The following is a 12,138-nucleotide window of genomic DNA, read 5'->3' as shown; positions in this document are numbered from 1 at the left end:
CCGAGTGACACTCCTAGAGCGCATCTTCGGCAAGTCAGAAGACAAGTCAAAATCGGTAGCCAAGGACCGGCTCAAGCTGGTTCTGATGCACGACCGGGCGGACATCCCCGCTCCCATGATGGAGCAGATGCGCCAGGAGATCATCGCGGTTATCGCCAAGTATGTCGAGATCAATGAGGCGGACCTGAAAGTGGACCTAGAGCGCGCCGATACGACAGTCGCCCTAGTCGCCAATATCCCCATCCGCCGCGTCCGTGGCTAGCTTGTCTCTACCGGGCAGCGCCGTCCGGTAGAATAGACACCATGCAAACACGACTTTTTCAAGGCACTCCCGTCTCCGAGGTGGGCCTCGGCTGCTGGCAGCTCGGGGGCGGCGACTGGGGCGCCCTCGACGACAGCGCCGCACGCGCGATCCTCCACGCCGCCTACGAGCGCGGTGTCACCTTCTTCGATACCGCCGATGTCTACGGCGGCGGGGTCAGCGAGCAGCGGGTCGGGGCGTGGCTCGCGGAGACCAAGCCAGCGGGGGTCTTTGTGGCCACCAAGCTCGGGCGGCGTGGCGATCCCGGCTGGCCGGAGAACTTTTCCTACGCCGCGATGCGCCAGCACACACTGGACTCTCTGAGTCGCCTGGGCGTGGAGCAGCTCGACCTGACCCAGCTCCACTGCATCCCCACTGATGAACTTCGCAAGGGAGAGGTCTTTGACTCGCTCCGCCAGCTCCAGAGCGAGGGGTTGATCGCCCGCTTCGGGGCCAGTGTCGAGAGCATGGAAGAGGCCCTGGTCTGCCTGGAGCAAGAGGGGCTGGTGTCGCTCCAGATTATCTTCAATCTCTTCCGCCAGAAGCCGATCACCGCGCTCTTTGAGGAGGCCAAGGCCAAGAATGTCGCACTGATCGTCCGGCTTCCCCTGGCATCGGGGCTACTTTCGGGCAAGTTCACCGCACAGACCCAGTTCGCCCCCAGCGACCACCGCACCTACAACCGCGATGGCGCTGCCTTCAATGTCGGGGAGACCTTCGCGGGGCTTCCCTTCGAGCGTGGAGTCGCTCTCGCCGAGCAGCTCAAGCCGCTGGTCCCTGAGGGCTGGACCCTGGCACAGCTCGCCCAGCGCTGGATCCTGGACTTCGACGCGGTCACGACAGTCATTCCCGGGGCGACCAGCCTCGCGCAGGTCGAGAGCAATGTCTCGGTAAGTGCCCTGCCCCCCCTGCCCGACACGCTCCATGAGCAGCTGGCTGCGTTCTATGAAGCCGGCGTAAGAGAGCATATTCGCGGGCCGTATTAGCGGAAACTTTCTTTTTGATTTGTTGTCTTTTTAAGCGTGTGGCCCCCCAACGATGTGCCACACAAACCTCTGGAGGCTAAAACAAAACATGAAATTAGCAACTATGCTCGCCCTGGGTGTGGCCGTGCTCGCCCCCCTAGGCTCCGCTTTCGCGGCTGACGACACGCTGAAGGTGGAGAAGCCCATCCGTGTGCTGGCCGGGATCTTCAACGCAAGCAACGGCGCGAACAAGAGCCGCACCGCGCTTGGGATCGGCTACGACTTCAGCAAGTCCGCCGCGACCAACCCGACAGTCTATGGTGTCTATGTGGACTACAACAGCAAGAAGACCGCTGGTGTCACCACGAGCCTGACCGGTGTCGGTGTGAGCGGGCGCTTCTACCTGGAGTCCGCCAACGCGGCAGGCAAGCCCTACGCCCTCGTTGGGCTGGGAAGCTACACCCTCAAGTCCGGCGCAAGCCAGAGCAAGCTGGGTGGTAAGCTCGGGATCGGCTACGAGCTCAACAACGGCTGGCTGGGTGAGATCGACTACACCACGGTCCAGAAGATCGGCGGGGTCGATGCGGGCGGCACCAATATCCGTCTAGGCTACCGCTTCTAACATCCATCCCCCCGTCCCCCTTCCTTCGCTTTTCCGGCGTTCCGCCTACGAAGGAAGGGGTGTTTTTTTGTGGGGTTTCTTTCTACATTCCCATGATCGGCAGGCTCAGGCTCGCGCCCTCCGAGACAATGCGGAAGTGGCTGGAGTCGATATCCGAGGGAATCTCGGTGTAGCGGTTGCGGACCGCATCCAGGGCGGCATTGGCATCGCTGAAGAGTGCATCGACACTCTTGGAGGCGCTCTTGCTGCTCTTCTGCGCCATCAGGTCCCGCACGGCGTTCTGGGCACCACTGGTATCGCCGTTCTGGCCGCCCATCGAGCCCAGGGTCGCATTGAGGGTGTTCATGAGCTTGCTCATCTCCGCGATCCCAGCATCGAGCGCCTCACCGTACCCCGATGCTAGCGGGGCGCAGGTATCGGGCAGGGGCGGCTTGTTGGCCGCACCGGGTGTCTTGTAGACATTGGCGGCCTGGTTCCACTCCCCAATCACCTTGGCGATCTGCTCGCCGTAGTTAGGCGCGGGCTTCTTGGGCTTCTCCCCGCTCTCAAAGCTCCCGTCCAGCAAGCCGAGCGACTCGCCGGTCATGTACTCTTTGATGGCGTTCTGGAGCTGGACAATCAGCTCGCCCGCGCTCTTGGCCTCCAGGCGCTTGCGCTCGCCCTCAAACCACTTGAGCCAGCGGAGCCAGGCGATCACATCGGCGGGCATGGGGTTTCCGACCATGGCCGGAGGCTTTAGGATGGGCGCATTGGGCAAGGTCGGCTGGGGCGCACTGAGCACGGGAGCCTGCGCGGGCTGGGTGTTGGGCGCGTTGATCACCGCCCCTTGGGGAGCAACGGGCTTCTGCGCATTGAGAACCCCGGAGCTCTTGGCAAAGAGAAAGCCCGCCGCCCCCACCAAGACAATCCCGGCGATCAGTGCGGCAAGCCCGGCCTTGTTGAGCCCATTGGCATTGGCAGGCTGCGCCGTAGCCATGGGTTGTCCGTAGCTTGCTCCCTGAGGCTGCCCGTAGACCGTGGGCTGTGGCTGCTGAGGCCGCGCGGCAGGCTGCGGTCGCGCCGCGGAGGTCGCGGCGCTTACCGGAGGTGGGGTCGCGGCCGTGACTGCTGCACCACAGATACTACAGAATCGTGCCATCGCGGGCGCTTCCGTCCCGCACGCTTTACACCGAGCCATTGCTTGTACACTCCAGAGAGAAAATGCCCCTGCTTACACTGACGAACAAACGCCCTCTAAGGTTTCGGCTCCCTCGATTTTTTTGTCCCGCCCGTTGGAGGGGCGGGACTAGAGAGCCTGCGGCTACGAAGGCCGTTCCGGCCATGGGCGCGAAGCGCCCTTTGTGTCCGAGGCACGAGGACAGCAAGACGCCCCCCTCCAACGGGGGCGATCTAGACGCCCTTCCAGGTGCGGGTATCCGACGAGCTCTTCACCGCATCCAGGACCTTCTGACACTTGAGGCCATCGTTGAAGTCCGGGTGGAACTCGGCGCCACTCTCCCAGGCCTGGAGCATGTCGTGGATCAGGTTGATAAACGTGTGCTCGTAGCCGATGATGTGCCCGATCGGCCAGTAGTTGCCCGTGTAGGGGTGGCAGCCGTCGGTGGTCTGGATCGTCCGGAAGCCCTTCAGCTCCGCGGGATCGTCGTGGTTGTAGTACTCCAGCTCGTTCATGCGCTCCATGTTGAAGACAATCGAGCCCTTGCTACCGTTGATCTCGAACTTATTGTGGTTCTTGCGCCCGGCGGCCATGCGAGTCGCCTCAAAGGTCCCCACCGCGCCATTGGCAAAGCGCGCCAGGAAGATCGAGCTATCATCGACCGTCACATCGCCCATCTCATCGGAGGCCTTCCCGCCAAGGCGGTCGTCGCTCTCGGCCAGGATCGGGCGCTGCTTGATGAACGTGTCCATCATCCCACAGACCTCGGTGATGTCCCCGACCAGGTAGTGCGCCAGGTCGATCGAGTGGGCCACGAGGTCGCCGTGGGAGCCCGAGCCCGCGATATCGCCCTGCAAGCGCCAGACAATCGGGAAGTTCGGATCGACGATCCAGTCCTGGAGGTAGACACTGCGCCAGTGGTAGATCTTCCCTAGGACACCGTCTTGGATCATCTGCTTGGCCAGCTTGACCGCGGGGACACCCCGGTAGTTGAAACAAGTTGCGTTGCGCACGCCCGCGGCATTGACCGCATCGCACATCACCTGTACCTTGTCCACCGAGCTCGCCAGCGGCTTCTCACAGAAGACCATCTTTCCCGCCTTGGCGGCGGCGATCGCGATCTCGACATGCGTATCGCCCGGCGTCACGATGTCGATAATGTCGATATCGTCGCGCTCCACCAGCTTGCGGTAGTCGGTCTCGTAGCTCTCGAAGCCAAACTTCTCCGCCGCGGCCTTGACCTTCTCCTCGCTGCGCCCACAGAGCGCCTTCAAGACCGGCTCCACCCCCAGCTCCGGGAAGAAGCGATGCAGCTGACGGTAGGCATTGCTGTGCGCTTTGCCCATGAACTGATACCCAACCAGACCGATACGAACCTGTTTTGCCATGTGTTTATGTCCTCAAAAAATGTGAAAAACGTCCTGGAAAATCATTCGGCCTACCAGGAGACTTTTCCTCCTAGTAACCCACACACCCACTGTCGCGGAGCGACTTTGTGGCCGAAGGTCAGGAGCGAAGCGTGCCCGCCTCGTCCATGAGGCAGAGAGAAGAGTAGGCGGAGAGGACAGGATTCGAACCCGCACACCGTTTCACCGGTGAGACCGCTTTCAAGGCGGTTGCGATACCATTCCGCTCACCTCTCCGCGCGGAAAAATTATACCATATGGTCCCGGCGGATGGCTTCGTAGAGGAGCATCCCGGCGGCGACCGTGACATTGTAAGAGTCAGCGCCGGTGCTCGGGGCCATGGGAAGCCGCACGACTCTATCGCTGGCGGCCGCGACCTCGTCGGAGATGCCCTCCTGCTCGTTGCCCATCACCAGCACCAGCGGGCGCACGGAGAGTGTCGCCTGCGCGGCTGTCTGGGTGGCGGCCCCCGACGAGGCCACGACGGTCGCGCCTTGCTCGCGCAGGAGAGCTAGGGTCTTGGGCAGGTCGCCCGCAAGCGCGAGCGGCAGGCGCAGGATGCTCCCCGTGGTCGAGCGCACGGCCTGGCGGGAGAAGGGCTCGGCGCTCCCGGCGGAGAGCAGCAGGCCCGTGCAGCCAATCGCCTCCGCCGTTCGGATCAGCACCCCGACATTGCGCGGGTCCTGGATGCGCTCGCCACAGAGAACCAGCGCGCCTTCCGAGAGAAGCTCCGCAGGCTTGACGATGTGTTGCTTGACAATCGCCACGGCGGTGACACTGGTCTCGTAGCCCGTGCCCGTGAGCTTTTGCAGGAGCCCGCCGGTCAGGACATAGAGCGGAATCCCCCGCGCAACACACAGCGGCTCCAGTGCGGGTACCTCGCTCGCAACACAGTACGCCGCCTCGACCGTCGCCTGCGGTGCCTCCAGCGCCTGGCGTACCAGATGGCGGTCTTCTACCAGGTAGCTGCCCGTCTCACGGCGGCCCTGCGGCTTGAGCAGGCGCTCGGCGGCCTCAAAGGCGGGGTGTTTTAGGTTCATTGTCGTGCCTCGTCTTCTGGGTTCCAGCGAAAGAGGCTCGGGGAGAGCGCACCGGCCATGCCGACACTCAGAAACTCCTCGCGCAGCAGCTCCTGGATCGTCCCGCCGTGGTCCCCCACGCGCACCAAAAGTAGCGGTGCGTAGGTCTTGGCATCAACTGTCAGGGTATCTCGGCTGGTTCCTTGGGTCTGGGTCACGGTAAAGATCTCGCGCCCCTTCTCTCTATGGCGTCGTGCGGTGCGCTCCACGTCGGCCCCGGTCAGCAGAAATGGCCAGCGCGCCAGAAACTGGTCCACGGAGTAGGAGGCCTCGTCCAGAGGGTGCGGTATGCTCGCCATGAGCTCCCCTCGAAAGCTCTGCTGGCGCGTGACAGCGGGGCGGAGCGGGGTGCCCTGCCCCCGGTGCCAGATCACCCGGCCATCGCAGACCCGCAGGCAGCAAAACTCCGGCTTATCGACCGTCACTTCCACGCGTGCCAGGTTGGGGCGACGGAGCCGAACACGGAGCTCGCCGCGCAGTCCCGGCTCGCCTTGGTGGCTCAGGACCAGCCGCGAGTGGTACTCCAGGGTGGCGGCTCCCCGCCAGCGCTGTGCCAGTGTCGTGAGCACTTGCTCCGCCGACACGCGTTTTTCGTCCGCGTTTCCCTTCCCCTCTTGCATGATTTTACGATACCATACTGCCATGTCGTTTTCGCTGACACACCGCGTTCGGCAAGCCACCGGGCCTCGTCCTCCCTTGTTGGTTCTCCTGCACGGGGTGGGCTCGCACGAGGACGACCTCTTCGGGCTGGGTCCCTGGCTCGATAGCCGCTACACCGTGGTCTCTCCCCGCGCCCCGCTCAAGCACGGCGGGGGCTGGGGCTGGTACCCGATTGCCTTTCTGGAGACCGGGCTGGAGTTCGACGAAGAGGTTGCCTTTGAGAGCGCGGAGACCCTGGAGCAGTTTATCCAGGAGTGCCACGCCGCCTACGGCACCGACCCCGCACGCACGGTCTTGATGGGGTTCTCCCAGGGCGCGGCGATGTCGCTTCTGCTGCTCCTCACCCGCCCCGAGTGCCTGCGCGCCGCGGTGCTGATGAGCGGCCGCCTGATCCCGGAGGCGGCGGAGCGGGCGGCGCACTACATGGAGCTGGTGGGCAAGCCGGTCTTTGTGGCGCATGGCCTCTACGATAGCGTCCTTCCAATCGACCAAGGCCGAGCGATCGAGGCCGAGCTCAAGCGCTACCCCGTGCTCATGACCTACAAAGAGTATCCCATGGGCCACGAGGTCTCCCCCCAGAGTATCGCCGATATACAGGCCTTCCTGACCGGCTTGCTGGAGAGCTAAAAAAAACGCCCTGCCCGCGGGGCGGGCAGGGCAGGCTCATGGGTCACTAGTCATGAGCGAGGTTTGAAGCGGAAAATTAGGAAAACTGCGGAATCCAGAGCGCCGCACGGTCGTCGATGCAGCCCACTACAATCCCTTCAGGGCTGACCGCGTAGGCGCGGGAGCTCCGCGAGCCCGGGGGTGCGGCGGCGTGGAGGTTGAGCGCGCAGTCCGGGCGGGCCGCGAGCCAGAGAAGCGCATGGTACTCATGCCCACTGTAGGGACTGCGGCCATAGCCCACGATCCACGACTCACAGACTCCCACGGCCCAAGAGCTCCCCTGCGCGCCCAAGAGCTCGGTGGGGTGGAGCGAGCAGGCCGCCTCGGGCTCGGGGTGGGGCCAGAAGAGCGCCTCGACCCGCCGCTGGGTCTTGGTGCCGCGCCCATAGCCGACAATCTGCTGGTGGGAGATCCCCGTAGCATAGGAGATCGCATCGGGGCCGAGAAGCTCGTCGGGGTGGAGCGACAAGACATCCGCCGGGCCCGCGTCCTGCCAGAGGAGCGCCCGGTCACTGCCCTGGGTCGCGGCTCCGCGCCCATGTCCCACCACCCAGGAGTCCTCTAGGCTCTGGGCATGGGAGTAGCTCTCGTCGCCCAGCAGTACCGCGGGGTGGAGGGAGTAGGCGCGCTCCGCGTGAGGCTCCATCCACAAGAGTGCCTGCCGGCGCTGGCCCGTGTGCTCCCCCTGGCCAGCACCGGCAATCCGCTGCCCGTGGATCGCCAGCGCCGACGACTGGCTATTGCTCCCGAGCAGGGTCGTGGGATGGATGTCCCAAGCGGCACCATCGCCCTGGGTGGGCCAGAAGCGTGCCTCGGTCGCACAGGGACGCTGCCGGGGGACTTGGTAGCCCACGACGCCGTGCTCGGCAACGCCACAGGCCTGACCGGGGGCGAGGCCACGGACAGCAGAGCGGCTCCACCAGTGGTAGCCCCACTCTCCCCCCACCGGCTCGTGCCCCAGCCCGACCACTTGGTTGGCATGGATACCGCGTGCCAGAGACCGGACACTCGCCCCCCGTGGGAGCAGAACCGTCTCGAAACGAAGGGCCTGTGTTTTTTGTCGGACAACTCTCTGCATGCTGTTTATTGTGCGCCTCTTGCGTGGCGGTAACGTGGTCGAAAACGCGGAAAATGTCACTTTTTAAGATCACCCCCATAAACGGGGGCGTCTTACTATCGTCGCAGGCTCCGACACGAAGGCCTCCGGCCATAACCGAGTGAACTCGGGATGGGCGCGAAGCGTCCTTTCCGTCCGAGGCACGAGGACAGCAAGACGCCCCCGTTCATGGGGGCGAGCAAGACAAGAGAAGGATTCTTGTTTTGCCTTCACGAACACACCACTGCCATGCAAGAGACCTCACCCGCCCTCGCGATACGGCTCCTCGGTGCCGCAGAGATACGGGTTCAGGGCACCCCTCTGCCACGTCTGCGAAGCCGCCAGGGGCTCCGCTTGCTGGCGCTTCTTGCGCTCCGTTCCCCCCGCGAGCTGGAGCGCCGCTTTATCGCCGGGATGCTCTGGCCGGAGACCACGGAAGAGAATGGACTTGCGCTCCTGCGGCGGGCTCTCACGGACCTGCGACGTGCCCTTGGCACCGAGGCCGAGCGGCTGTGCTCCCCGTCGCGGCACACCCTCCAGCTTGTCCTAGACCAGGGTGGCTGGCTCGACACGCAGGCCTTGGCGGCGAGCCTAAAGCAGCCCGACGGTGCCCCCGAAGCTCTTGCTCTCTACCGAGGACCGCTCCTGGAGGGCTTTCACGACGACTGGATTCTTGGCGAGCGTGAGCACCTCCAGCTTCTCTTTCTGGAGGCTCTGGAGCGGTGGGCCGCTCAGGCAGCCCCCGCCGAAGCCGCCCCCCTCCTGCGCCGAGTCCTCCTCCTCGACCCTCTGCGCGAGCCCAGCCTGCGGGCACTCCTGGAGGCGCTGGCCGCGCAGGGCGATACTGCCGGGCTCACCGCCGCCTTTCGCCAGTTCCGCAAGAACCTGCGCCGCGCCCTCGACAGCGAGCCCGACGACACCACGACACGGCTCTACCGCCGCTTGCTCCGCGCCAGCGCCCAGCATGTCCCGAGTACTACCCCCGCTCGCCCCAACTCACTGCCTCAGCCCCTCACCCTGTTCTTTGGGCGTGAGGGCGAAGCGGGTCGCCTCCGCAGCCTCCTGGAGCAGCCTCAGCACCGGCTCATCACCCTCACCGGTCCCGGCGGGGCGGGCAAGACACGCCTGGCGACCGAGCTCGGCCACGCGGTCACTGCGCTCTTCCCTGGCGGTGTCCTCTTTCTCGCCCTCGCGGAGCTGACCGAGCCCGAGCAAGTCCTGCCCAGCCTCACCCAGCTCCTCGGAGTTGTCCAAGGCCCTGAGTCAGGTGCGCTGGAGCGTGTGCGCACCGCGCTGAGCCGGAGCGGGCAGCGCACCCTTCTGGTACTCGATAACCTGGAGCAGCTCCTAGCCCATCCCGCGGCTCCCCAGCTTCGTCAGCTTGTCGGTCAGCTCCTGCGTGGCTGTGAGCAGCTGACCTGCCTGACCACGTCACGGATTGCGCTGCGGCTCTCGGGTGAGCGTGAGTTTCCGGTCCCGCCGCTCAGCCTCCCAGCGCCCAACACCCCCCTAGAGCGGCTCTCTGGCTACGCCAGTATCGCGCTCTTCCGCGACCGCGCCCAGAGCCTCCGCCCCGAGTGGGAGCTCACCCCCGAGAACGCCGACCAGGTAACCACTCTCTGTCAGCGGCTGGAGGGGAGCCCCCTGGCGATCGAGCTGGCCGCTGGCGCCCTGCGCGTCCTCCCCCTCCCCCAGATCCTCCAGCGCCTAGAGAACCGCCTGGAGCTTCTCGCCGACCGCCGCCACGATATCCCCGAGCGCCACCGGAGCCTACGCGCGGTCCTCGACTGGAGCTACCGCCTGCTCTCCCCCGAGCTCCAGCGGTTCTTCATCCGGCTCGCGGTCTTTCGGGGAGGTTGCTCCCTCGTTGCGGCGAGTGTGGTCTGTGAGATACCGGATATCACCGACGCGCTTGAGGCACTCTCGACCCTGGAGGAGCACTCCCTGATCCAGTTCGAGGCCAGCGACGAAGGCCGGTATGTCTTGCTGGAGGTGGTTCGGGAGTTTGCCACGGAGCGCCTGACAGAGCAGGGGTGGCTTGAGGAGGCCCAGTCCCGCCACGCCGCGCACTTTTCCCAGCTGGCGGAGGAGGCATCCCGCGGCCTGCTCACCCCCGAGCAGGCCCACTGGCACGCCGTGATGGACAGCGACGACGAGAACATCCGCGCCGCCCTCGATAACCTCGCCGCCACGCCCACCGAGCCCAACACCGAGCGCTTCCTCCAGCTCAGTGCCTCGCTCTCTCGCTTCTGGGAGCGACGTAGCTACTTCCGCGAGGCCTACCAGCGCTGCCAGCAGGGACTGGCCCTCCATGGCTCCCGCCCCCACACGGAGCTGAGCGCCCGCGCCTTGCTCCGCATGGGAGTCCACTGCTGGCGCTTCAATGAGCTCACTCCTAGCCGTCGCTACACGGAGCAAGCCCTCACCTACTTCCGGGCCACCGGGAACCTGACAGCCCAAGGCGATGCCCTCCAGCACCTTGGTATCCTTACCAATGAGGAGGGCAACCCCACCGAGGCACAGCGGCTCTTTGAGGAGGGCCTCGCGCTGATGCGGCGCGCGGGGGATCGCAACCGCATCGCATCGCTCCTGGGGAACTTGGGCTGGATCGCCGCCGGCACGGGCCAGCTCGACGAGGCTGTGCAGTTCTACGAGGAGCAGCTCACCCTCCGGCGCGAGCTGGGCGATCTGGGGCGGATCGCGCGCTCGCTGGGGCATCTAGGCTCCGTGGCGCTCAAGGCGGGACAGCTAGAGAAGGCGGAGCGCTACTACGAGGAGAGCCTTGCTCTCAACCGTCAGTTTAAGAACGAGTTCGCCCTCGCCAGCGACCTCTACGCCCTCGCCGAGCTCGCCTACGAGCGCGGCGCACTTGACCAAGCACGGGCGCTCTGCACGGAGGCGCTGGCGATCCATGAGCGCCTGGGAGTCGTGTGCGATCCCGAGGAGAACCAGGTGCTCAAGCGAGTATTTCCTGCGTAGATCGCCCCCGTTTAAGACCGCCCCCGTGGGAGGGGGGCGTCTTGCTATCGTCGCGAGCTCCGACACGAAGGCCTCCGGCCATAATTCGGTATGGCCGGCACGGCCTTTCCAGCCGAAGGCTCTCCAGCCCCCCCGTTCCAATCGGGGGGAAGAGGATTTCCCAACCACGGGCGCGAATCCTGAGGCCATGAAAGCAATCTATGTGGAGACGCCCAATGGGACCGTCTCGGTGCGTGAGGTGGAGGAGCCGCCGCTGGCGACGGACTACGACTGCCGGGTGGCGATTCCCTATGGGACGATCTGTGCGGGAACCGATGGACACATCCTCCACGACCGCCTGCCCTGGGAGATGCCCTACCCGCTGGTGCTGGGCCATGAGAGTGTCGGGCGGGTGGTGAGTGTGGGCCCCAAGGTGCGGCACTTTAAGATCGGGGACTTGGTGGCGCGTGTGGGTACCGGCCCCGCCGCCGATGGGAGCTGGAATATCGGCTGGGGTGGCTTTGCCGAGTTTGGGTTCTGCCGGGACTGGAAGGCGATGCAGGAGGACGGCCTGGACAAGGCGCTCTGGGACACCTACCGGATCAACCAGGTCATCCCCGACGATATCCCGGCCGAGGCGGGGCCACTCTTTATCACGCTCCGCGAGACCCTGAGCTACACCCAGCGCCTGGGGATCGGGGAGGGCACCAAGCTACTGATTGTCGGCTCCGGGGGCAACGCGCTGGCCTTTGTCGCGCATGCACGGCGGCTCGGAGCGGCACAGATCGTCGTGATCGGGAGCGCGGCGCGCGAGGGGGTCTTCCGCGAGGCGGGCGCGACCGGCTACGTGAACTACAAGGCGCTCTCGGAGATTACGGAGAAGTTCGACAAGGTGATCGACACGGTGGGCAAGGAGAGCTCCAGCGACGATGTCCTGCCCTTCTTGGCCGATGGCGCAACCCTGGGAATCTACGGCCTCGACGACTGGGAGAAGCTCATCCTGCGCCCCGCCCGGACAACCGCGACCTTTACGATCTACCAGGGCAGCTACGACGAGCCGGAGACGCACGACCAGATTGTCGAGGGCTTCCGCAACGGCGACTACCAGCGCACCTGGTGGACCGGCGAGGCGCTCTTTACCCTCAGCACGTTCCACAACGCGCTCGATGCCATCGAGCGGCGGGAGCTCATCAAGCCCCTGATCCGTGTCAACCCCGAGGCGCACTAAC

At 65.2% G+C, this 12,138-nt stretch carries 11 protein-coding genes and 1 tRNA gene; 6 read left to right on the top strand and 6 right to left on the bottom strand.

Annotated elements, in window-relative coordinates; genetic code table 11:
• Positions 1-4 precede the first annotated feature (4 nt).
• From minE to HNQ39_RS08430, 3 genes are all read left to right on the top strand, one after another.
• Positions 5-262, top strand: a complete 258-nt coding sequence (gene minE, locus HNQ39_RS08440; RefSeq protein WP_184193893.1) for a cell division topological specificity factor MinE — start codon at positions 5-7, stop codon at positions 260-262.
• A gap of 41 nt (positions 263-303) precedes the next feature.
• Positions 304-1,287, top strand: a complete 984-nt coding sequence (locus tag HNQ39_RS08435) for an aldo/keto reductase (RefSeq protein ID WP_184193890.1) — start codon at positions 304-306, stop codon at positions 1,285-1,287.
• Positions 1,288-1,375: 88 nt separating this feature from the next.
• Positions 1,376-1,888: an outer membrane beta-barrel protein gene (locus tag HNQ39_RS08430; RefSeq protein ID WP_184193887.1), complete on the top strand. Its 513-nt coding sequence runs from the start codon at positions 1,376-1,378 to the stop codon at positions 1,886-1,888.
• An 82-nt stretch (positions 1,889-1,970) separates the two neighbouring features.
• Here HNQ39_RS08430 and HNQ39_RS08425 read toward each other — a convergent pair whose 3' ends face one another.
• The 5 genes from HNQ39_RS08425 to HNQ39_RS08405 form a co-directional block, all read right to left on the bottom strand.
• Positions 1,971-3,026, bottom strand: coding sequence for a hypothetical protein (locus HNQ39_RS08425; RefSeq protein WP_184193884.1), 1,056 nt, complete (start codon positions 3,024-3,026; stop codon positions 1,971-1,973).
• 251 nt (positions 3,027-3,277) lie between these two features.
• The gene (locus HNQ39_RS08420) at positions 3,278-4,432 is read right to left on the bottom strand and encodes a Gfo/Idh/MocA family protein (RefSeq protein WP_184193881.1); all 1,155 of its coding nucleotides are present in this window, start codon (positions 4,430-4,432) and stop codon (positions 3,278-3,280) included.
• A gap of 168 nt (positions 4,433-4,600) precedes the next feature.
• Positions 4,601-4,687 (bottom strand) — tRNA-Ser (locus tag HNQ39_RS08415).
• Between the two features lie 11 nt (positions 4,688-4,698).
• Positions 4,699-5,490 carry a TrmH family RNA methyltransferase gene (locus HNQ39_RS08410; protein ID WP_184193877.1) on the bottom strand — a complete coding sequence of 264 codons (792 nt, stop codon included), beginning with the start codon at positions 5,488-5,490 and terminating at the stop codon, positions 4,699-4,701.
• On the bottom strand, positions 5,487-6,149 hold the full coding sequence (locus HNQ39_RS08405) for a hypothetical protein (protein WP_184193874.1): 663 nt from the start codon (positions 6,147-6,149) through the stop codon (positions 5,487-5,489). The genes HNQ39_RS08410 and HNQ39_RS08405 overlap by 4 nt, the downstream gene beginning before the upstream one ends.
• Positions 6,150-6,171: 22 nt before the next feature.
• Here HNQ39_RS08405 and HNQ39_RS08400 point away from each other — a divergent pair, with 22 nt between their 5' ends.
• Positions 6,172-6,816, top strand: coding sequence for an alpha/beta hydrolase (locus HNQ39_RS08400; protein WP_184193871.1), 645 nt, complete (start codon positions 6,172-6,174; stop codon positions 6,814-6,816).
• A 76-nt stretch (positions 6,817-6,892) separates the two neighbouring features.
• On the opposite strand, the gene HNQ39_RS08395 is transcribed toward HNQ39_RS08400, so the two are convergent.
• Positions 6,893-7,933 (bottom strand): hypothetical protein, encoded by a 1,041-nt coding sequence (locus HNQ39_RS08395; protein ID WP_184193868.1) that lies wholly within the window; start codon positions 7,931-7,933, stop codon positions 6,893-6,895.
• A gap of 267 nt (positions 7,934-8,200) precedes the next feature.
• Between HNQ39_RS08395 and HNQ39_RS08390 the strand changes: the two genes are divergently transcribed.
• Together HNQ39_RS08390 and HNQ39_RS08385 are read left to right on the top strand one after the other, a co-directional pair.
• The gene (locus HNQ39_RS08390) at positions 8,201-10,930 is read left to right on the top strand and encodes an ATP-binding protein (RefSeq protein ID WP_184193865.1); all 2,730 of its coding nucleotides are present in this window, start codon (positions 8,201-8,203) and stop codon (positions 10,928-10,930) included.
• A gap of 187 nt (positions 10,931-11,117) precedes the next feature.
• Positions 11,118-12,137, top strand: coding sequence for an alcohol dehydrogenase catalytic domain-containing protein (locus tag HNQ39_RS08385; protein ID WP_184193862.1), 1,020 nt, complete (start codon positions 11,118-11,120; stop codon positions 12,135-12,137).
• Position 12,138 lies beyond the last annotated feature (1 nt).

The sequence above is a fragment of the Armatimonas rosea genome (genome assembly GCF_014202505.1).
GTDB classification, from domain to species: Bacteria; Armatimonadota; Armatimonadia; order Armatimonadales; family Armatimonadaceae; genus Armatimonas; species Armatimonas rosea.
This window is presented reverse-complemented; position numbering and strand designations above follow the sequence as displayed.

Coding starts and splice junctions, on each gene's coding strand:
- HNQ39_RS08395 (WP_184193868.1), bottom strand. CDS start 7,933: ATGCAGAGAGTTGTCCGACAAAAAACACAGGCCCTTCGTTTCGAGACG.
- HNQ39_RS08435 (WP_184193890.1), top strand. CDS start 304: ATGCAAACACGACTTTTTCAAGGCACTCCCGTCTCCGAGGTGGGCCTC.
- HNQ39_RS08390 (WP_184193865.1), top strand. CDS start 8,201: ATGCAAGAGACCTCACCCGCCCTCGCGATACGGCTCCTCGGTGCCGCA.
- HNQ39_RS08400 (WP_184193871.1), top strand. CDS start 6,172: ATGTCGTTTTCGCTGACACACCGCGTTCGGCAAGCCACCGGGCCTCGT.
- HNQ39_RS08385 (WP_184193862.1), top strand. CDS start 11,118: ATGAAAGCAATCTATGTGGAGACGCCCAATGGGACCGTCTCGGTGCGT.
- HNQ39_RS08410 (WP_184193877.1), bottom strand. CDS start 5,490: ATGAACCTAAAACACCCCGCCTTTGAGGCCGCCGAGCGCCTGCTCAAG.
- HNQ39_RS08430 (WP_184193887.1), top strand. CDS start 1,376: ATGAAATTAGCAACTATGCTCGCCCTGGGTGTGGCCGTGCTCGCCCCC.
- HNQ39_RS08425 (WP_184193884.1), bottom strand. CDS start 3,026: ATGGCACGATTCTGTAGTATCTGTGGTGCAGCAGTCACGGCCGCGACC.
- HNQ39_RS08420 (WP_184193881.1), bottom strand. CDS start 4,432: ATGGCAAAACAGGTTCGTATCGGTCTGGTTGGGTATCAGTTCATGGGC.
- HNQ39_RS08405 (WP_184193874.1), bottom strand. CDS start 6,149: ATGCAAGAGGGGAAGGGAAACGCGGACGAAAAACGCGTGTCGGCGGAG.